The 18,941-nt window shown below is 77.1% G+C and carries 18 protein-coding genes; 10 read left to right on the plus strand and 8 right to left on the minus strand.

The features are described from left to right. Nucleotides 1-3: 3 nt before the first annotated feature. Both C8D89_RS11050 and C8D89_RS11055 read left to right on the plus strand, forming a co-directional pair. Complete coding sequence (locus C8D89_RS11050; protein ID WP_116708141.1) at nucleotides 4-882, plus strand: PhzF family phenazine biosynthesis protein; 879 nt, start codon at nucleotides 4-6, stop codon at nucleotides 880-882. A 75-nt stretch (nucleotides 883-957) separates the two neighbouring features. Continuing rightward, the gene (locus C8D89_RS11055; protein WP_116708142.1) at nucleotides 958-3,954 is read left to right on the plus strand and encodes an AfsR/SARP family transcriptional regulator; all 2,997 of its coding nucleotides are present in this window, start codon (nucleotides 958-960) and stop codon (nucleotides 3,952-3,954) included. Here C8D89_RS11055 and C8D89_RS30190 read toward each other — a convergent pair. From C8D89_RS30190 to abc-f, 4 genes are all read right to left on the minus strand, one after another. Next, nucleotides 3,945-6,587, minus strand: a complete 2,643-nt coding sequence (locus C8D89_RS30190) for a PEP/pyruvate-binding domain-containing protein (RefSeq protein WP_116708143.1) — start codon at nucleotides 6,585-6,587, stop codon at nucleotides 3,945-3,947. The two genes, C8D89_RS11055 and C8D89_RS30190, sit on opposite strands and share 10 nt — an antisense overlap. Then, entirely contained in the window at nucleotides 6,584-7,036 is a 453-nt protein-coding gene (locus C8D89_RS11065) for a MarR family winged helix-turn-helix transcriptional regulator (protein ID WP_116708144.1), read from the minus strand. The genes C8D89_RS30190 and C8D89_RS11065 overlap by 4 nt, the downstream gene beginning before the upstream one ends. Nucleotides 7,037-7,384: 348 nt before the next feature. After that, entirely contained in the window at nucleotides 7,385-7,633 is a 249-nt protein-coding gene (locus C8D89_RS11070; protein ID WP_116708145.1) for a hypothetical protein, read from the minus strand. Between the two features lie 56 nt (nucleotides 7,634-7,689). Continuing rightward, nucleotides 7,690-9,357 carry a ribosomal protection-like ABC-F family protein gene (gene abc-f / locus C8D89_RS11075; RefSeq protein ID WP_116708146.1) on the minus strand — a complete coding sequence of 556 codons (1,668 nt, stop codon included), beginning with the start codon at nucleotides 9,355-9,357 and terminating at the stop codon, nucleotides 7,690-7,692. A 133-nt stretch (nucleotides 9,358-9,490) separates the two neighbouring features. Here abc-f and C8D89_RS29150 point away from each other — a divergent pair, with 133 nt between their 5' ends. From C8D89_RS29150 to C8D89_RS11090, 4 genes are read left to right on the plus strand one after another with little or no spacing between them, the layout of a single operon-like run. Further along, nucleotides 9,491-10,288 (plus strand): type III secretion system chaperone family protein, encoded by a 798-nt coding sequence (locus tag C8D89_RS29150; RefSeq protein ID WP_207787164.1) that lies wholly within the window; start codon nucleotides 9,491-9,493, stop codon nucleotides 10,286-10,288. Further along, complete coding sequence (locus C8D89_RS30965; RefSeq protein ID WP_165825646.1) at nucleotides 10,285-11,856, plus strand: SDR family NAD(P)-dependent oxidoreductase; 1,572 nt, start codon at nucleotides 10,285-10,287, stop codon at nucleotides 11,854-11,856. Before C8D89_RS29150 ends, C8D89_RS30965 begins: the two co-directional genes overlap by 4 nt. Next, on the plus strand, nucleotides 11,853-12,404 hold the full coding sequence (gene pyrE / locus C8D89_RS11085; protein WP_116708148.1) for an orotate phosphoribosyltransferase: 552 nt from the start codon (nucleotides 11,853-11,855) through the stop codon (nucleotides 12,402-12,404). Before C8D89_RS30965 ends, pyrE begins: the two co-directional genes overlap by 4 nt. Beyond that, nucleotides 12,401-13,084, plus strand: coding sequence for a TrmH family RNA methyltransferase (locus tag C8D89_RS11090; RefSeq protein ID WP_116708149.1), 684 nt, complete (start codon nucleotides 12,401-12,403; stop codon nucleotides 13,082-13,084). The genes pyrE and C8D89_RS11090 overlap by 4 nt, the downstream gene beginning before the upstream one ends. A 60-nt stretch (nucleotides 13,085-13,144) precedes the next feature. Here the strand turns inward: C8D89_RS11090 and C8D89_RS11095 are convergent, their stop codons facing one another. The 3 genes from C8D89_RS11095 to C8D89_RS11105 form a co-directional block, all read right to left on the minus strand. Further along, nucleotides 13,145-13,906, minus strand: a complete 762-nt coding sequence (locus C8D89_RS11095) for a DedA family protein (RefSeq protein WP_207787165.1) — start codon at nucleotides 13,904-13,906, stop codon at nucleotides 13,145-13,147. Between the two features lie 73 nt (nucleotides 13,907-13,979). Next, nucleotides 13,980-14,630 carry a hypothetical protein gene (locus tag C8D89_RS11100; RefSeq protein WP_116708151.1) on the minus strand — a complete coding sequence of 217 codons (651 nt, stop codon included), beginning with the start codon at nucleotides 14,628-14,630 and terminating at the stop codon, nucleotides 13,980-13,982. Between the two features lie 54 nt (nucleotides 14,631-14,684). Beyond that, nucleotides 14,685-15,353, minus strand: coding sequence for a SigE family RNA polymerase sigma factor (locus C8D89_RS11105; protein WP_423716947.1), 669 nt, complete (start codon nucleotides 15,351-15,353; stop codon nucleotides 14,685-14,687). 217 nt (nucleotides 15,354-15,570) lie between these two features. On the opposite strand from C8D89_RS11105, the gene fbaA reads away from it, so the two are divergent. The 3 genes from fbaA to C8D89_RS11120 are packed head-to-tail and all read left to right on the plus strand — an operon-like array spanning nucleotide 15,571 to nucleotide 18,188. Beyond that, nucleotides 15,571-16,605, plus strand: coding sequence for a class II fructose-bisphosphate aldolase (fbaA, locus tag C8D89_RS11110; protein ID WP_116708152.1), 1,035 nt, complete (start codon nucleotides 15,571-15,573; stop codon nucleotides 16,603-16,605). A 28-nt stretch (nucleotides 16,606-16,633) separates the two neighbouring features. Beyond that, the gene (locus C8D89_RS11115; RefSeq protein ID WP_116708153.1) at nucleotides 16,634-17,074 is read left to right on the plus strand and encodes a DUF3151 domain-containing protein; all 441 of its coding nucleotides are present in this window, start codon (nucleotides 16,634-16,636) and stop codon (nucleotides 17,072-17,074) included. A gap of 16 nt (nucleotides 17,075-17,090) precedes the next feature. Then, nucleotides 17,091-18,188 (plus strand): FUSC family protein, encoded by a 1,098-nt coding sequence (locus C8D89_RS11120; RefSeq protein ID WP_243418013.1) that lies wholly within the window; start codon nucleotides 17,091-17,093, stop codon nucleotides 18,186-18,188. A 4-nt stretch (nucleotides 18,189-18,192) separates the two neighbouring features. Here C8D89_RS11120 and C8D89_RS11125 read toward each other — a convergent pair whose 3' ends face one another. Further along, nucleotides 18,193-18,423 (minus strand): hypothetical protein, encoded by a 231-nt coding sequence (locus tag C8D89_RS11125; RefSeq protein ID WP_116708155.1) that lies wholly within the window; start codon nucleotides 18,421-18,423, stop codon nucleotides 18,193-18,195. 193 nt (nucleotides 18,424-18,616) lie between these two features. Here C8D89_RS11125 and C8D89_RS11130 point away from each other — a divergent pair, with 193 nt between their 5' ends. Then, a complete protein-coding gene (locus C8D89_RS11130; RefSeq protein ID WP_116708156.1) occupies nucleotides 18,617-18,850 on the plus strand; it encodes a hypothetical protein in 234 nt (77 codons plus the stop codon). Nucleotides 18,851-18,941 lie beyond the last annotated feature (91 nt).

The following is an 18,941-nucleotide window of genomic DNA, read 5'->3' on the forward strand; positions in this document are numbered from 1 at the left end:
GGCATGACCGGCCCGGACGAGCCCGAGATCCTGCGCTACGCGGCGTTCACGACGACCCCGGCCGGAGGCAACCCGGCCGGGGTCGTGCTGTGCGCGGAAGGGCTCGACGAGGAGACGATGCTCGAGATCGCCGCGGACGTCGGCTTCTCCGAGACCGCGTTCCTGTTCGCGCCCCCGCCCGAGGCGGCGAGCGACGACGGGGCGCACCACCACACCGTGCGGTACTTCAGCCCGCGCGCCGAGGTGCCCTTCTGCGGGCACGCCACCATCGCCACGGGGATCGCCCTGGCGCACCGCGAGGGTCCGGGCACCCAGGTGCTGCACACGCGGTCCGGCCCGGTGACGGTGCGCACCGGCTGGCAGGACGGGGTCCTGCTCGCGACGCTCACGAGCGTCCCGCCGTCGGTCTCGCCGGTCGACGAGGCCGAGGTCGACACCGCCCTGGCCGCGCTGGGGTGGCGGCGCGACGAGCTCGACCCCGCGCTGCCGCCGCGCGTGGCCTACGCCGGCGCGCACCATCTCGTGCTCGCGGCCGCCACGCGCGAGCGTCTGGCCGCCCTCGACTACGACATGGACGCCCTCGGCGCGCTCATGGCCGACCGCGACTGGACGACGGTGCAGCTCGTGCACCGCCTCGGCGCGGTCGAGTTCGCGGTGCGGGACCCGTTCCCGCCCGGCGGTGTCTACGAGGACCCCGCGACGGGGGCGGCGGCCGCCGCGCTCGGCGGCTACCTCGCCGAGGAGGGCGCGATCGTCGCCCCGGTGCGCCTGACGCTGCACCAGGGCGAGGAGATGGGCCGGCCGAGCACGCTGCTCGTCGACGTCCCGACCGATCTGCGCCAGGGTGTCGACGTCAGCGGCCCGGCCGTCCCGATGGACTGAGCCGGGCACGGCCCTGCCCCGCGGGCCCTCCGCCGCCCTACGCTCGCCGGAGGTCGGAGGGCGGCGAGGACCGGGATGCGGCTGAGGGTGCTGGGCGCGGTGGCGGTCGACGACCGTCCGGTGCGCTCCGCCCGGGTGCGCCGGCTGCTGGCCCTGCTGGCCGTGCGCCCGGGAGAGGTGCACGCCGCCGACCAGCTGGTCGAGCACGTGTGGCCGGCGGAGCCGCCGCGGCACGCCGACGCCGCCCTGCACAGCCTCGTCTCCCGCGCCCGCGGTGTGATCGGCGAGGACGCCCTGCTGACGCGCCCGCCCGGCTACCTGCTCCAGCTCGCCGACGCCGACCTCGACACCACCCTCTTCGTCCGCCTCGTCGAGCGGGCGCGCGCCGCGGACGGGCCGGCCGAGGCCGCCGTGCTGCTCGACGAGGCGCTCGCGCTGTGGCGGGGGCCGGCGTTCGCCGAGTTCGCCGACGAGGATCCGGTGCGCCCGGAGGCCGTCCGGCTCACCGAGCTGCGGGCCTCGGCCGAGGACGAGCGGGTCGTGGCGGACCTCGACCTCGGGCGCCCGGAGGCGGCGGTGGCCCGGCTCGACCCGATGATCGCCGCCGAGCCCTTCCGCGAGCGCCGGCGCGAGCTGCTGGTCGGCGCGCTGCACCGGGCGGGCCGTGCGGCCGACGCGCTCGCGGCGGTGGCGGCCTACCGGCGCACCCTGGCCGACGAGCTCGGCCTCGACCCGGGCCCGGAGCTCGCCCGGCTGGAGGCGGCCGTCCTCGCGGGGACTCCCGAGCCCGAGCCGCCGCCGGTGCCGGGCCCGCGCCCGTCGCCGGACCCGGCGCCCCGGTTCCCGTCGTCGCGGCCGGCCGACCCCGGCGAGCTCGTCGGTCGCGACGAGGCCCTCGCGTCGCTGGCGGAGGCGCTGCGCGCGGCGCGGGGACCGGTGACGCTCGTCGGCCCCGGCGGGGTCGGCAAGACGAGCCTCGCCCGCCGGGTCCTGGCCTCGGTCGACGAGCTGCGCGCCGACGGGTCCGTCGTGGCGGAGCTCGCGACCGTGCGGGACGACGCCGAGGTGGCCCCGCTGGTCGCGGCCGCCCTGCTGGCGGAGCGGACCAGCGGCGCGCCCGCCCCCCAGGAGGACGCGCGGCGCCAGGTGCTCGACGCGCTGCACGGGCGCCGGTTCCTGCTCGTCCTCGACAACGCCGAGCACGTCGCCGGCGGCACCGCCGCCCTCGTCGAGGCCGTCACGGAGCACTGCCCCGGCACGACCGTGCTGGTCACCAGCCGCGAACCCCTCGGTGTCACGGGCGAGCAGGTGTGTCCGGTGGTGCCGCTGGAGACCGACGCGGCGGTGGCGCTGTTCGCCCGGCGCGCCGCGGCCGCGAGCCCCGGATTCGTCCTGACGCCCGGCAACACCGCCCTCGTGGCGGAGGCCTGCCGGCGGCTCGACCGCCTGCCGCTCGCCCTCGAGCTCGCCGCCGCGCGGATGCGCGCGCTGTCGCCGGCCGAGCTGGTCGAGCGTCTCCCGTCGCAGCTGCGCCTCCTGCGCAGCCCGCGCCGCGTCGCCGAGCGCCGCCACCGCACGCTGCACGCGGTCGTCGACTGGTCCTACCAGCTGCTCTCGCCCGGCGAGCAGGCGCTGCTCGACCGGTGGAGCGTCTTCGCCGGCAGCTTCACCCTCCCCGCCGCCGAGGCGGTCGCCGGCCCGGCCGACGGCCCCGAGGAGGACCCGGACGGGGTCCTGGCCGACCTCGTCGACCGCTGCCTGGTCGTCGCCACCCTCGACCCCGACGGCGGCCCGACCCGCTACTGCCTGCTGGAGACGGTGCGGGCCTACGCGCGCGAGCGGCTCGAGGCGCGGGGCGAGGCGGACGAGGCCCGGGACCGACACGCCCGGTGGGCCGCGCGCTTCGTCGCGGCCACGGGCGAGCTCAACGGCCGCGACACCGACCGCCGGATGCGCGCGATCGCCGGCGAGTGGAACGAACTGCGGGCCGCCGTCGACCACGCCGCCCACGCCGACCTCCCCCTCGCGGCGACGATCGTGGCCGGCCTCGTGCACTACGCCGACGTGGCCATGCCGCCGGAGGCGTTCGGCTGGGCCGAGCGCCTGCTCGCCGCGGCGCCCGAGCCCGCCGCGGTCGGGCCGGACGGGGCGACGGTGTTCGCCGTCGCCGCGGCCGGCGCCCGCTTCGGCGGCGACCTGGACCGCGCCGGCGCGCTGCTCGAGCGGGCGACGGCGCTGCTCGCGGGCCCCGACGACCCGCAGGCCCGGCACGTCGCGTTCGTCCGCGGCGAGTGCGAGCTGCTCGCGGGGCGCATCGACGCCTCCGCCGCGGCGGGGCACGAGCTCGCCCGCCTCGGCCGGGCGGCGGGCGACGACCGCGCGGTCGCGCTCGCCCTGTCCAACCTCGCCCTGGTCGCGGCCTACGCCGGCGACGGCGCGGCGGCGATCCGTCAGGCGGACGCGCTGCAGCGCTGGTGCACCGAGCTCGGCGATCCGCTGCTGGCGCCGTGGGCGTCCTACGCGGCCGGCGAGGTCCGCACCGAGACCGACCCCGACGCCGCGCTCGCCCTCGTCGAGGAGGGGCTGCGCCTGGCCCGTGACGTCGGCGACCGCTACGCGCTCGGCGTCGCCCTGGTCACCGCGGCCTCGTTGCGGGCCCGGCGCGGCGACCCCGTCGCGGCCGCGCGGCTGGCCACCGAGACCCTCGAGCACTGGCGGGGCGCGGGCAACCGCACCCACCAGTGGGTCGGCCTGCGCCACGTCGTGGAGCTGCTGGCGCGCGTGGAGCGCGACGAGGAGGCGGCCGAGCTCCTCGGCGGGCTGGCCGCGCGCCGCACCGGCGGGCAGGCCTACGGCGCCGACGCGCGACGGCTCTCCGACCTCCGCGAGCAGCTCGTGCGCCGTGCCGGCGACGCCGTGGTGGCGGCCGCCGAGGCGCGGGGCGCCGCGCTCGCCGACGACGCCCTCGTCGACCTCGCCCGCGCCCGGCTGGCCGCGATGACCGGCGCGCCGGCGGCGGGCGGCCGGCACGAGGACGCCCCCACGTCGCCCGCGCGGAGTCCTCAGCGCTGACGCTCGTCCCGGCCGTCCCGCAGGATCGGTTCCACCCGCCCGTGCGTGCCGTCGACCCGCACCGTGGCCACCTCGGCGAGGCGCGCGACGGCGTCGCGGACGCCCACCACCGCGGGCAGGCCGTACTCGCGGGCGACGACGGCGCCGTGCGAGTTCGACCCGCCCATCTCCATCACCAGCCCGCCCGCGGTGAGGAACAGGGGCGTCCACCCGGGGTCGGTGGAGGGGCAGACGAGGACGTCGCCGGGCCGGAGGTGGGCGCCCTGCGGGTCGGTGATCACCCGTACCGGGCCGGTGACCGTTCCCGCGGAGGCCGGGACACCGGTGAGGGCACCGTCGGGCGTCGCGCCCGGGTCCGCCAGCGCCTCGGGCTCGGTGCCGTCGGACAGCACGATCCGTGGGACGTGCCGGCGCCGCAGCTCGCGCTCGTGGGCCGCCCGCCGTTCGCGGACCAGGGCGCGGCGGTCCAGGTCGTCCCGGTCCTCGCCGATCTCGTCCAGCCGCAGGAAGCACACGTCGTCGGCGTCGTCCAGCAGGCCGCGGGCGACGAGGTCGGCGCCGGCCGCGGCGAGTTCGGTCCGCGCGGCGGCGAGGACGGTGACCAGCCAGTACTTCGGCAGCTCCCGCAGACCGGCGAGCTCGCGGGTCCGCTGCAGGGCGGCGGTGACCAGGCGTCCACGCAGCCCGCCGAGCCGCGCGGCGAGGTCGGCCGTCGCCGCCTCCGCCTCGGCGGCGCCGCGGGCGAACACCGCGTCCGGGGCCCGCTCGGTGTCGCTCAGGCACACGTAGTTGGCCAGGGCGCCGAGGAGGTGGGTGGGGTCCTCGGACCACCGCGGCACCCCCAGGTCGATCTCCGCGACCGCGCGGCGGCCGTGCGCGGCGAGGAAGGCGCCGAGCCCGGCGGTGAGGGCGGGCGGCCACCCGTCACGGTCCCGCGCGAGGTCCGCGGGCGCGGTCCCGGTCAGCGCGGCGACCGCGTCGGCGTCCTCCCGCAGCCGGACGGCGAGCTCCCAGAGGGCGAGGTCCATCTCGGTGGTGACGTTGTGCGGCAGGCCCCGCAGCACGGTGCCCAGCTCGCCGGGACGGGCGCGGTCGCCGAGGAGCTTCGCCGCCAGGCCGAGGGCCAGGAAACCGGCCGCCGGGGCCGGAGCGATCCACGGGGCCATCGGCGGGCCGCAGGCGAGCATCCAGCGGACCCGGTCGAGGCGCTCCTGCCGCCCGGCGTCCGGGGGCGCCGGCAGGGACGCCTCGGCGGCCCGGACCCGCGCGAGGGCCCGCTCCCGCGCGCGGCCGGGGCGGACCCAGGCGCCGACGAGGGCCGACGGGACGCGGTACCGGAGCGCGATGCGGCCCACCCGGCGCAACGCCGGCAGGGGCGAGTGACGGGCCAGCGCGAGCTCGGGCCGGTGGAGCAGGCTCGCGACGACCTGCGCCGATCGGCGCTCCATCACCCCGAGGACACCGGCCGCCCCGGCCCGCCCGACGCGACTGCGGACCACGTCGGTGATGTCGACGAACAGGCGCTGGCCGGCCTCGGAGAGCATCGGCGGGCCCACCTCGGGGTCGTCGACCGCGACGCCCAGGAGCTTGGCGGCGGCCGAGGCGAAGTGCCGCGCCGCGGAGAGCCCGACGGGGGTGAACGGCCCGAACACCCCCTGGGCGACGTTCGCGGACAGGAACACGCGCAGGCCCGGGCGTGCGGGGACGAGCGGGTAGAGCGTGGTGATCGGGCGGGCCTGGGTCAGCCAGCGGGTGCCGTCCGCGTCGATCGCCCACTCGACGTCCTGCGGCGCGCCGAAGAGCTCCTCCACCCGCCGGCCGAGGCGCGCGAGCCCGCGCACGTCGACGACCGGCAGCGCCGCGCCCGCGGGTCCGTGCGGCACCGTCTCGGTGCCCCCGCCCGGCCGGGGGCGCACCACGCTGCCGCCGGCGCCGCCGCGCCGCTCGGTGATCGTGCCGTCGGGGGCGACGACGACGTGCTCGGGGTCGACCGAGCCGGAGACCACGGACTCGCCCAGCCCCGGGGCCGCGTCGATCACCGCCTGGCCGCGCCGGCCCGACACCGGGTCGGCCGTGAACAGCACACCGGCCCAGCGGGCGTCCACCATCCGCTGCACGACCACGGCCAGCGTGACCGCCGCGTGGTCGATGCCCCGGGCCGCGCGGTAGGCGACGGCGCGGTCGGTCCAGAGCGACGCCCAGCAACGGCGGACCGCCTCCAGCACGGCGTCGGCGCCCACCACGTTCAGATAGGTGTCCTGCTGCCCCGCGAAGCTGGCGTCGGGGAGGTCCTCGGCGGTCGCCGACGAGCGCACCGCCACCGGGCCCTCCGGGCACGCCGCGCGCACCGCGGCGGCGACCGCGTCGGGGACCGGTACCGCGAGGACGGCGTCCCGGGCCTTCTCGGCGAGGACGCCGGCGTCGGTGGTCCCCGCGTCCGCGAGCACCGGGTCGAGCGCCGCGCCGACCGCGGCGCGGTAGGCCGCCGTCGTCACACAGACGCCGTCCGGCACGGGAAGGCCGGCGCGGACGAGGGCGCCGAGGTTGGCGGCCTTGCCCCCGACCCGGCCGAGTCTGGCGGGGTCGGCGGGGTCGATCGCGCCCAGGGGCAGGACGACGGTCTCGGTGGTCATGCGGTCCTCCTCTCCTGCCGGGCGGCGTCGCCGAGCAGGGCCATCGCGCGTGCCACCAGGGCCCGGTCCGCGGGGTCGAGGCGGTCCATGATCGTCAGCTGGGCCTCGGCCCGGGTGCGCTCGAGGCGGCGGAGCACGGCCTCGCCGTCCTCCGCGATCGCCACCCGGCGGACCCGCCGGTCGGTGGGGTGCTCCCGGCGCTCGACGAGGCCGCGGCGCACGAGGCCGTCGACGAGCCGGCTGACGGCCGAGACCGATCGGCCGACCCGCTCGGCGAGCGTGCCGAGGGAGACGGGCTCGTCGCCGTCGAGCACGTACAGCGTCGCGAGCTGCGTCATCGAGAGCTCGTCCCCGCCGTCGAACACCGCGAGCAGGTCGAGCAGGAAGGCGGGGATCATCGCGCGCCGCATGGCACCGAAACTCGCGGCGAGGTGGTCGCGCTCGTCCATCCGTGATCCTTGCAGTAATGCAATGAGTGCAGTTATGCAAGCACCGGGCGCGGTGCGGGTCAAGGGTGGCCGGGCCACCCGGATCGCCCGGCCCCCGACCCGGAGCGAGGGACGCCCCGGCTGCGTGGCAGGCGGTCAGGGCGTCCCTCGCGCCGCACCGCGAGGGGACGCCCGGCTCGCTGTGAGCGTCTCCCCGTCTCCCGGCACGGGCAGGCACTCACGAGAGCGGAGCTCGAACAGCCCCGGCTCCGCACGCCGTGGGCTCGGCATCGCGGGTCCGCAGGCACGCCCCGGGCGCGCAGGCATGCCCCGGGGCGACGACCGGTCCCGGGACGGCTCGGGAGACGCTCAGCCGTCGTCAGCGCCGTCGTCAGCGCCGTCGTCGGGGCCGTCATCGCCGTCCTCCTGACCGCCCGCGGGTGGCGGCGCCACGTCGCCGTCGTCGTCCTGCTCGGGCGGCGGAACGGGGGCCCCGCCCGGCGCCGACGGCACCGACACCGGCGGCGGCAGCGGCACGCCCGAGGAGGTGTCGCACGCGGTCGCGCCCAGCGCGAGGCCCGCGAGCAGCAGGGCGGCGGCGAGCGTCGGTCGAGCCATGGCGCCATTCTCGCCGGATCCGGTGAGCCGGGGGTGACGTCGGGATGAGAGAGCTGTCATCCCCGCGAGGCGGACGCCTCCTGCTCGACCACGCGGCCGGCGTCGAGGTGCCAGGCGCGGGTCGTGGCCACGCCCGCGAGCAGCCGGCGGTCGTGGGAGACGAGCAGCAGCGTGCCCTCGAACGACGCGAGCGCCGACTCCAGCTGCTCGATGGCGGGCAGGTCGAGGTGGTTGGTGGGCTCGTCGAGCACGAGCAGGTTGACGCCGCGGGCCTGCAGCAGCGCCAGCGCCGCCCGGGTGCGCTCCCCGGGCGAGAGGGTGTCGGCGCCGCGGTGGACGTGCTCGACGCCGAGACCGAACTTCGCCAGCAGGGTGCGGATGTCGGCCGTGGGCCAGCGGTCGAGCTCGGGTTCGCGGGAGAGCACGTCGAGCAGCGACGACCGGCCGGCGAGCAGGCCCCGCGCCTGGTCGACCTCGCCCACGACGACCCCCGACCCCAGCGCGGCCCGGCCCTGCACCGGGGCGAGGCGCCCGAGCAGGAGCGCGAGCAGGGTCGACTTGCCCGACCCGTTGGCGCCGGTGATCGCTACGCGGTCGGCGTAGTCGAGCTGCAGGGTGACGGGCCCGAGGGTGAAGTCGCCACGGCGCACCACGGCCCCGTCCAGCGTCGCCACCACGGTGCCCGAGCGCGGGGCCGCGGCGATGGTCATCCGCAGCTCCCACTCCTTGCGGGGCTCCTCGACGACCTCCATGCGCTCGAGGCGCCGCTCGGTCTGCGCGATCTTCGACGCCTGCTTCTCCGAGGTCTGCGCCTTGTGGTGCTTGATGAACTTGTCGTTGTCGGTGGCCTTCTTGCGGGCGTTGCGCACGCCCTTGTCCACCCACTGCTTCTGCGTCTGCATCCGTGCGGTGAGCTCGGCGCGTTTGTCGGCGTACTCCTCGTAGGCCTCGCGGGCGTGCCGGCGCGCGGTCTCGCGCTCCGCGAGGTAGCTCTCGTAGCCGCCGCCGTAGTGCGTGATCTGCTGCTGGGCGAGGTCGAGCTCGAGCACCGAGGTCACGGTGCGCGCGAGGAACTCGCGGTCGTGGCTGATGACAACGGTGCCGGCGCGCAGCTCGCGCACCCAGCGCTCCAGGTGCTCGAGGCCCGCGAGGTCGAGGTCGTTCGTGGGCTCGTCGAGCAGGAAGACGTCGAAGCGCGCGAGCAGCAGCGAGGCGAGGTTGGCGCGGGCGGCCTGGCCGCCGGAGAGCGCGGTCATCGGGGCGTCGAGCAGGTCCGCCGGGAACCCGAGGTCGTCGGCGACCTCGGCGGTGCGCTCCTCGATGTCCGCGCCGCCGAGGTCCAGCCAGCGCTCCAGCGCGGCGGCGTACGCCCCGTCGGCACCGGGTGCGCCCTCGGCCAGCGCCGTGGTCGCGGTCTCCAGGGTGGCCGACGCGGACGTCACCCCCGTGCGCCGGCCGAGGAAGCCGCGCACCGTCTCGCCCGGCACCCGGGCGGTCTCCTGCGGCAGGTGCCCGACGGTGGCCGTCGCCGGCGCCGGCGTGATCGACCCGGCGTCCGGCGCCTCGAGCCCGGCGAGCAGGCGCAGCAGCGTCGACTTCCCCGCACCGTTGGCCCCGACCAGCCCGATGACGTCCCCGGGGGCGACGACGAGGTCGAGACCGGAGAACAGCACCCGGGCGCCGTGCGCGGCGGCGAGATCCCGAGCGACCAGCGTGGCGCTCACGACCTCCGACCCTAACCGCCCACGTGCGTGATCTTCTGAGCTATAGCTCAGAAGATCACGCACGTGGGCTCGGCACGGCGCGCCGGTGACGTGCTGCACGAAGGGGGGACCCGGGCGTCGTACGCTGCAGGTCGTGCCTGCCTGGGTCTGGTTCGTCATCGCGGTGCTCGCCGCGGGCGGCGGGGCGCTGCTCCTGCTCTCCGACCGCGCCCGCACCAACGGGCACCGTCGTGACCGGCGCCGGTGGGCCGAGCAGAAGAGCTGGGAGTTCGTCGACGCCGACCCGGTGCTGCCCAGCCGCTGGCGCTACGGCGCGGTGCACCAGGGCGGCCACGGCCGCGCCCTCGACCTCGCCACCGGCGCGGTCCCCGGACCCGGCGGCCGGCGCCTGGCCCACGTCTTCGACCACGAGCAGGCGGGCCAGATCACCGGCATCGTCGCGGCCGTGCGCGGTGTGGCGACGCTGCCGGTCGCCCTCGAGCTGCGCCTGCCCTCCGCGCCGCTGCCCGACGACGCCGGGCTGGAATCGCTCGGCCAGGTCGGCGAGCGCTACGCCTTCGTCACCGCGGTGGCCCCGGCGCGCCCGCTGCTCACCCCGGACCTCGCGCGCGCGGCCGACCTCGTCGGCGACGACGTGCCGCTGCTGTGGGCCGAGGACACCTGGGTGCTCGGCACCATCGGCCCCGAGGCCGACCCCGAGCGGGTGCAGACCCTGCTCCAGGCGCTGGTCGAGGTGTCGGTGGCCCTCGAGGACGCGGCGGGCCGCGACGAGGACGAGCCCGGGGACGCCGAGCCCGCCGAGGACGAGCCGGCAGGCCCCGAGCAGGCGCCCCGCCCGACCCACCGCGACCACCCCGCCGACATCCCCTACGACGTCGAGGACGACGAGTTCGGGCCCGGCGCCCGCAGCAGCTCGTCCTCCGGACGGTGACCGGCCCGACACCGCGTCGGGCCCTCGTCACGGGCGCGGACACCCCGATCGGCCGGGCCTTCGCCCACCGCCTGGACGCCGCGGGGGACGAGCTCGTGCTCGCCGGCGGGTCCCGGGACGCGCTCGAGGCCCTGGCCGGCGAGCTCGGCGGCGCGCACGCTCCCCCCGAGGTCCTGCCCGGCGACCTCGCCGACGCCGACGACCTGGACCTCGTCGTCCGCCGGCTGCAGGCCGACACCCGCCCGATCGACCTGCTCGTCGTCGGGCCCGCGCCGGCGCACACCGCGGGCCTGCCCGAGGCGGATCCCGCCGACCTGCGCGCCGCCCTCGATCGCGGCGCCGGCGCCGTGCTCGCCCTCCTGCGGGCCGCCCTGCCGGGGATGATCGCCCGCGGCCATCCCGGCCCGGGCGGCGTCATCACGGTGGCCGGCGTCGCCGCGTTCCTGCCCGCGACCGGCGCGGCGGGCCTCGACGGCGCGGTCCAGGCCTACGTCGTCACGCTCAGCGAGTCGCTGGCGCAGGCACTCGCCCGCGACGGGCTCGGCATCACGGCCGTCTGCCCGCCCCCGCCCGGGACCCGCGGGCCGACCTCGGCGGTCCCGCTGCGCCTCGCCCCGCCCACCCCTGACGCCGTCGCCGCCACCGCGCTCGCCGACCACGCCGCCGGGCGCGCCCTGTCCGTGCCCGGCGTCCCGTCCCGCGCACTCGTCGGCGTCTCGCGGCTCGTGCCCCACCCCGCCGCCCGGGTCGCGGCGGGACACGCCCCGTCCCGCGCGCGGCGCGGCCCCCGGGGCCCCCGTCCGGGCACGGCCCTCGTCACCGGCGCCAGCTCCGGCATCGGCGCCGCGTTCGCCGAGCACCTCGCCGGCCGCGGCCACGACCTCGTCCTCGTCGCCCGCGACGTCGAGCGCCTCGAGGCCACCGCCGAGCGGCTGCACCGCCAGGAGGGCGTGCGTGTCGACGTGCTCGTCGCCGACCTGGCCGAGGCGGCGGGGCGGCGGCGGGTGGCCGAGCGGCTCGCCGACGGGCCGCCCGTCGCGCTGCTGGTGAACAACGCCGGCTACGCGACGGCCGGCGAGTTCGTCGACACCGACCCGGCGGCGCTGCGCGCGAACTACGAGGTCAACATGGCCGCCGTGCTGGAGCTGACCGCCGCGGCCCTGCCCGGCATGGTCGCACGCGGCGCCGGCGACGTCGTGAACGTCTCCAGCGTCGCCGGCTTCCTGCCCGGCCGCGGCTCGGTCTACGGCGCCGGCAAGGCGTACGTGACGGCGCTGTCGCGCAACCTCGCTCTCACCGTGGCGGGCAGCGGCGTGCGCGTCATGGCCCTGTGCCCCGGCTTCACCCGCACCGAGTTCCACCAGCGCCTGGGCCAGGGCCGTTCCGGCCCGTCGTGGGCGTGGCTGGACGCCGAGCGGGTCGTCGCCGAAGGGATGGACGACCTCGAGGCCGGGAAGGCGGTGTCGGTGCCGGGCGCGGTGTACAAGACGATCGTCGGCGTGACGCGGCTCGTGCCGCGCTCCCTGCTGCGCGCCCTGGCCGCGCGCTCCGGATCGGGGCGCGGATGAGCGTCCCCGCGGTGGACCCGGACGCGCGTGCCCGGCTCGCGGCCCTGGTGGCGGAGCTGTCGGTGGTGCACGGGCGGGTGACGCTGTCCTCGGGCCGGGAGGCCGACTACTACGTCGACCTGCGACGCGCGACCCTGCACCACGAGGCCGGCCCCCTCATCGGCCGCCTGGTCCGCGAGCTGACCGCCGACTGGGCCTACGACGCCGCCGGCGGGCTGACCCTGGGCGCGGACCCTGTCGCCCTGGCCGTCATGCACGCGCCGGGCGCGCCGGTCGACGCCTGCGTGGTGCGCTCGGCGGCGAAGACCCACGGGATGCAGCGGCGGATCGAGGGCCCCGACGTCACCGGGCGCCGGGTGCTCGCCGTCGAGGACACCTCGACCACCGGCGGCAGCGTGCTCACCGCCGTCGACGCGCTGGTCGAGGCGGGCGCCGAGGTGGTCGGTGTCGTCACCGTCGTCGACCGGGGCACCGGGGCGACGGAGGCGGTCGAGGCCCGCGGGCTGGCCTGCCGCTCGCTGCTCGGGCTGGCCGACCTGGGGCTGTGACCGGCCCCGAGGACGAGCCGGACGACGCGCCCGGCCCCACCGAGTGGCGCACGGGCCCCGAGCCGGTGGGCGTCGGCCCCTGGCCCGGCGGGCCGGAGGCGTGGCCCGACGACCCGCGCTACGACCCCGAGCTGCTCGCCGCCGGTGACCGCCGCAACGTCGTCGACCGCTACCGCTACTGGCGGCGCGAGGCGGTCGTGGCCGACCTCGACCGGCGCCGGCACCCGTTCCACGTGGCGATCGAGAACCTGCACCACGACGCCAACATCGGCACGATCGTGCGCACCGCCAACGCGTTCGCCGCGGCCGCCGTGCACGTGGTGGGCCGGCGGCGGTGGAACCGGCGCGGCGCGATGGTCACCGATCGCTACCAGCACGTCCACCACCACCCCGACGTCGGCGCGCTGCTGGCCTGGGCGCGCGGGGAGGACCTCGCGGTCGTGGGCGTCGACAACGCCCCGGGCGCGCGGCGGCTGGAGGCCGCGACGCTGCCGCGGCGGTGCGTGCTGCTGTTCGGTCAGGAGGGCGTGGGGCTCACGCGGGCGGCCGCCGCGGGCGCGGACAGCGTGGTGTCGATCGCCCAGTTCGGCTCGACCCGCTCGATCAACGCGGGGGTCGCGGCCGGGATCGCCATGCACGCCTGGGTGCGCGCCCACGCCGACCTCGACGCGGCCTGGTGAGGGCCTGGTGAGGGCCTGTTGAGGGCCTGGTGAGGGCCTGGTGAGGGCCTGGGTGGGGCCTCAGCGGCGGTCGGTGCGCCGGGTGTCGATGACCTGGGTGGGCTCGTCGGTCGCGCCGTCGAGGACGTCCTCGGCGAGGCCCTGGGCCCCGAGCTTGCGCTCGCGCCGCGCCTTGATCATCTCGAAGACGATCGGGAGGATCGACAGCAGCACCACGAGGATGAGCATCGCCTCGATGTTGTCCTTCACGAACGAGAACTGGCCCAGCCCGGCGCCGAGCAGCGTCACCCCGGCGGCCCACAGAACCCCGCCGACCAGCGAGAACGTCATGTACCGGCGGGTGTCCATGCGCCCGACGCCGGCCATCACCGTGATGAACGTGCGCACGATCGGCACGAAGCGGCCGAGCACGATGGCGCGGTTGCCGTACTTGTCGAAGAACTTCTGCGTGCGCTCCACGTTCTCGCGCTTGAACAGCCGCGAGTTCGGGCGGTCGAACACTGCCGGCCCGGCCTTCCACCCGATCCAGTAGCCCAGCACGTTGCCGAGGAACGCGCACACCACCAGCAGCACGCAGACCAGCCACAGCGGCGTGTCGATCAGGCCGGTGACCACGGCGAGGCCGGTGATGAACAGCAGCGAGTCGCCGGGGAGGAAGAAGCCCACGAGGAGCCCGCACTCGGCGAAGATGATCAGGCACACACCGGCGAGGGCCCACGGGCCGAGCGCCTCGATGATGTACTGCGGGTCCAGCCACTCGGGGCCGAGGGCCTGCACCGAGGTCTGCACCGAAGTCGAGGCGGCGGCGAGCGTTGGCGACACGCCTGTGAACCGTACGCCGCTGCCGGACGCGCGGACCTCGGGGTGTCCCCCGAGCCGTCCGGGGGCAGACCCGTCAGCCGGGCAGCAGCAGGGTGCCGACGGCCGTGAGCGCGCCGATCACCGCGCCCGTGAGCAGCGCGACGCCCGACCACCACGCGATGCGCCCGGGCGTCCAGACCGGGTCGTCCGCCGGGGGCGGGGGCGCGGCCGCGCCGGCGGCGTGCGGCCCGGGCGCGGGGCGGGGGTGCGGGACGCCGGCAGCGGCGGGCGGACCCGGCGGACCGGGCGGCTGCGGACGGACGGGTGCCGGGCGGGCCGGCGGCCGCGCGCCACCCCTCGGGCCGGCCTGCGGCCAACGCGGTGCGGGTGTGCCCGGCGGTGGCGTCCCCGGTGCGGGGGGCGGGGCGTGGGGCGGGGCGTGGGGCGGGGCGTGGGGCCCCGCGCGTCCCACGGTGGTGGGCGCGGTGAACGGCGCCGCGGGCGTGGGCGCGGACCGGCGCCCGGTGGCGGGCTCGGCCGGTCCTGACGACGCCTCGCCGTCACCGGGCCGGCTCCGGGTCAGCGGCCGGAAACGGGTGCTCAGACGCTGGGGGTCGCCCTCGTCGGACCCGCCGCCCGCGACCTCGGTGGGTGGATCGGCGGGGGCGTCCGCCGCGCCGGGGGAGGAGACCCCGCCGGCGGCGTGGGCGCGCAGGGCCTCGGCCAGCAGGCGTTCGTCATCCATCGCGGGGGATGGTAGCGGCGGTGACGGGAGCGACCCAGGGGTGTTCGACGAGGGTCACGCGCCGCCGACGAGCTTGCCGATGGCCTCGAGTCCCCGGCTCGCCGTCGACTTCACCGTGCCCTTGCTGATGCCGGTGGCCTCGGCGATCTCGGCCTCGGAGAGGCCGCCGTAGTAGCGCAGGACCAGCACCTCGCGCTGGCGGCGCGGCAGCTTGCCCAGCGCCGTCACCACCGCCTGGTGCTCGGCGGAGAGCATTGCCAGCGATTCCGCGGACCGGGCGTCGGCGGTGTGCGGCGGGGTGTACTCGCGAGCGGTGCGTCGGCGGCGCAGCACCGACCGCGACCCGTTGACCACGGCCGTGCGCAGGTAGCCCAGGGCCGCGTTCTCGTCCCGCAGGCGGCTCCAGTGCCGGTGCAGCCCGGTGAACGCCTCCTGGACGACGTCCTCGGCCGTCGCCGGGTCGTCGACCAGCAGCACGGCCAGGCGGACGAACCGCATCCGGTGCTCGCGGTAGAGGTCCTCGAGCGTGCGCGGGGCCGGCGCGGGCTCCTGCTGGGTGGCCACCGGGGCGCTGGCCGCCGGTCCGGAGGGCCACGCACCCACCGGTGGGGCCGAGGGATGGGGCACCGAGGCGTCCGCCGGAGCGACCGCGTCGATGGCCCTCAGGCTGCCCAGCGTGCGCTCGACGGCACTCTCCCCGGGATGAGCCACGTCACCGACGATAGCCGTTCACCACCTGTGGTCCCGGTGGGGACGAGATCCTCGGCGGCGTCACCCGCGCGGCCCAGGACGGCCCAGGACGCCGCGGGACGATCCCGACGATCGGGTCACAGCGCCGGGACGCAGCGCCGGGAGCGGCCCGTGGGTCATACTGCGCCGCAGTCCCGCCGCCCGCGTCCGCGGTGACCGGCCGTGTCGAGAGCTCCTGGGAGGCACGACGATGCCCATCGCGACCCCCGAGGTCTACAACGAGATGCTGGACCGGGCGAAGGAGAACCGCTTCGCCTTCCCGGCCATCAACTGCACGTCCTCGGAGACGATCAACGCGGCGCTGCGCGGCTTCGCCGAGGCCGAGAGCGACGGGATCATCCAGTTCTCCACCGGCGGCGCCGAGTTCGGGTCGGGCCAGTCGGTCAAGGACATGGTCACCGGCGCCAGCGCGCTGGCCGAGTTCGCGCACGTCGTCGCCGAGAAGTACTCGATCAACGTCGCGCTGCACACCGACCACTGCCCGAAGGACAAGCTCGACGGCTTCGTGCGCCCGCTGCTCGCGATCAGCCAGGAGCGTGTCGACCGCGGCCGGCACCCCCTGTTCCAGTCGCACATGTGGGACGGCTCGGCGGTCGAGCTCCACGAGAACCTCGAGATCGCCCAGGAGCTGCTGGAGAAGGCCGTCAAGGCCAAGATCATCCTCGAGGTGGAGATCGGCGTCGTCGGCGGCGAGGAGGACGGCGTCGCCCACGACATCAACGAGAAGCTCTACACCGCCGCCGGCGACTACGAGCACACCGTCGACGCCCTCGGCGGCGGGGACAAGGGCCGCTACCTGCTGGCCGCGACGTTCGGCAACGTCCACGGCGTCTACAAGCCGGGCAACGTCAAGCTCCGCCCCTCGGTGCTCAAGGAGGGCCAGGAGGTCGCGGCGCGCAAGCTGGGCCTGGGCGACGGCGCCAAGCCGTTCGACCTGGTGTTCCACGGCGGTTCGGGCTCGCTGCTCGAGGAGATCCACGAGGCGCTCGACTACGGCGTCGTGAAGATGAACGTGGACACCGACACCCAGTACGCGTTCACCCGCCCGGTCGCGGCGCACATGTTCACGAACTACGACGGGGTGCTGAAGGTCGACGGCGAGGTCGGCGACAAGAAGGCCTACGACCCGCGCAGCTACATGAAGGCCGCCGAGAAGGGCATGGCCGAGCGCGTCGTCACCGCCTGCGAGAACCTGCGCTCCACGGGGCAGACCCTCGGGCGATGAGCCCCGTGCGGCGGGGAGGATGGGGTCCATGACCATCCCGACCGGGCCCGGTGCGGGCCACGGGCAGAACCTGCTCGGACCCCAGCCCACGTACCTGCCGGAATCGCCCGAGCCGGCGTCGCGGATCGCGGCCGGGGAGGACCCGACCGCGGTCGTCGCCGACCACCCCACGTACAGCGCGGGCTGGGCCGCCCTGGCCGAGCGCGCGGCCGCGGCGGGGGAGCACGTCTCGTCGTACGCCTTCGCCCGCACCGGCTACCACCGCGGGCTCGACCAGCTGCGCCGCCACGGCTGGAAGGGCTTCGGTCCGGTGCCGTGGGACCACGAGCCGAACCAGGGCTTCCTGCGCTCGGTCGCCGCGCTGGCCCACGCCGCGCAGGCCATCGGCGAGACCGACGAGGTCGAGCGCTGCACGGCGCTGCTCGCCGACAGCGACCCGAAGGCCGTCGAGGCCCTCGGCCTGGGCTGACCGGGCGGGGAGCACCGTGCCCGCCGTGGACCGCCTGCGCCGGCTCGCCAGCACCCGTGGGCGGCGGCTGCGCGACTCGGGGCTGCCGATCCTGCAGTGCGCGCTCGCCGCGGGGCTGGCCTTCCTCGTGGCCCGCGACGTCGTCGGTCACCCGGTGCCCTTCTTCGCCCCGATCGCGTGCGTGCTCGTGCTGGGCGTGTCGGTCACCAACCGGCTGCGGCGCTCCGTCGAGCTCGCGGTCGGGGTCAGCGTGGGCGTGGCGGTGGGCGACCTCATCGTCGTGGTCATCGGGCCCGGCTGGTGGCAGATCAGCGTCGTGGTGGGGCTGGCCCTGCTGGCCGCCCTGCTCTTCGACGTCGGCGCCCTGCTGCTCAACCAGGCGGCGGTGTCCGCGGTGCTCGTGGCGACGCTGCAGCCGCCGGGCACCGACGCGGCGTTCTCGCGGTGGATCGACACGCTCATCGGGGCGGCGATCGGGCTGGCCACCGCGGCCACGCTGCCGTCGCACCCGCTGTCCCGCGCGCGGCGGGGCCTGGCGGCGCTGCTCGAGGAGCTCGGTGCCGTGCTCACCGGCGTCGCCGACGCCCTCGAGGCGGGCGACGGCGACGCCGCCCGGGCCGTGCTCGAGCGCGCCCGGGCGACCCAGGGCCGGGTCGACGCGCTGGCCGACGCGGTGGACGCCGGCTTCGAGATCACCGCCATCGCGCCCCAGCGACGGCGCCACCGCGGCGAGCTCGCCCGCCTGCGCACCGCCGTGCCCGCGGTCGACCTGGCCCTGCGCAACGCCCGGGTGCTCGCGCGCCGGGGCGACGCCGCGATCCGCGACGGCGAGAAGCCCGACCCCGACCTGATCGCGGTCCTGCGCCGCCTCGCCGAGGCGGTCGGTGTGCTGCGCCGCGAGCTGACCACCGGGGAGTCGACCGACGGGGCGCGCGTGGCACTGCTCGACACGGCGGCGGAGGTGCCCGCGGCGGGCGGGGGCTACTCGGCGGAGGTGGTGCTCGCCCAGCTGCGATCGATGCTCGTGGACCTGCTCGGTGCGACGGGGATGGACCGCGACGAGGCGGTCGCGGCGGCGGCCCGATCCCGGCCGGAGCATCCCCGGCCGGAGTAGCCGCTCAGGAGGCCGTGCGCAGCCGCTCGGTGGGCCCGTCGAGCGCGACGGCGCGCTCGGCTCCCGACCCGGGCACGAGGCGCAGGTGCGAGCCGGCGGCGGGCACCGGCTCGGGTGCCGGCGTGCGGGGCGCCCGCGGCGTCGGGGTCACCCGGGTCGTGTGGGCCTCGTAGCGCTCCAGCGAGCACGCCAGGATCATGATCGCGATCGGGACGAGGACCACCACGAGGAGCATGCCCCCGGCGTACCCGTCCCTCGCCGGCCCATGCGTGGTGACGCGATGTGCGCACGGACGGTGGCCGGATGGTCGCGCTGCGGAGCCGAACCTCTACCTGATCGACGAGCTGTCCACCGGTCGGCGCTGACGGCCGATCACCGGGCGCATCGACCTCCTGCCGCGGCACCGACCGCGCGGTACGTTCCTCCGGATGGTGGACGTGTCCGGCTCGGCAGCGGGCGGGGGCACCGACGGCGACACCGCGTGCCCCGACGCCTGGGTCGTGCTCGTCGCCGACCCGGTCACCGGCGAGACCGACGCCTTCGGTCCCTTCGACCGCGAGGCGGCGCGGGCCGACGCCGCCCGCCGTCGCGCCGAGCACGCGGCCGAGGGGCTGGACGAGGTCCTGGTCGTCACCGTGCCGCTCACGCCGCCCGAGGACTGACTGTGAGGGTCAGTTCTCGCTGGCTCTCGTGGTCGTGGTGGGCTGGTGATCAGCAGCAGCGGGTGTGACTCCTGGTCTGACTGGCGTGATG

Source organism: Actinomycetospora cinnamomea, assembly GCF_003096675.1.
In the GTDB taxonomy this organism is placed as follows: Bacteria; Actinomycetota; Actinomycetes; order Mycobacteriales; family Pseudonocardiaceae; genus Actinomycetospora; species Actinomycetospora cinnamomea.

Bases quoted from the DNA above. Each gene is read 5' to 3' on its own strand.
- C8D89_RS11050 (WP_116708141.1), top strand. From the start codon at position 4: ATGACCGGCCCGGACGAGCCCGAGATCCTGCGCTACGCGGCGTTCACG.
- C8D89_RS11055 (WP_116708142.1), top strand. From the start codon at position 958: ATGCGGCTGAGGGTGCTGGGCGCGGTGGCGGTCGACGACCGTCCGGTG.
- C8D89_RS30190 (WP_116708143.1), bottom strand. From the start codon at position 6,587: ATGACCACCGAGACCGTCGTCCTGCCCCTGGGCGCGATCGACCCCGCC.
- C8D89_RS11065 (WP_116708144.1), bottom strand. From the start codon at position 7,036: ATGGACGAGCGCGACCACCTCGCCGCGAGTTTCGGTGCCATGCGGCGC.
- C8D89_RS11070 (WP_116708145.1), bottom strand. From the start codon at position 7,633: ATGGCTCGACCGACGCTCGCCGCCGCCCTGCTGCTCGCGGGCCTCGCG.
- pyrE (WP_116708148.1), top strand. From the start codon at position 11,853: ATGAGCGTCCCCGCGGTGGACCCGGACGCGCGTGCCCGGCTCGCGGCC.
- C8D89_RS11100 (WP_116708151.1), bottom strand. From the start codon at position 14,630: ATGGATGACGAACGCCTGCTGGCCGAGGCCCTGCGCGCCCACGCCGCC.
- fbaA (WP_116708152.1), top strand. From the start codon at position 15,571: ATGCCCATCGCGACCCCCGAGGTCTACAACGAGATGCTGGACCGGGCG.
- C8D89_RS11115 (WP_116708153.1), top strand. From the start codon at position 16,634: ATGACCATCCCGACCGGGCCCGGTGCGGGCCACGGGCAGAACCTGCTC.
- C8D89_RS11125 (WP_116708155.1), bottom strand. From the start codon at position 18,423: ATGCTCCTCGTGGTGGTCCTCGTCCCGATCGCGATCATGATCCTGGCG.
- C8D89_RS11130 (WP_116708156.1), top strand. From the start codon at position 18,617: ATGGTGGACGTGTCCGGCTCGGCAGCGGGCGGGGGCACCGACGGCGAC.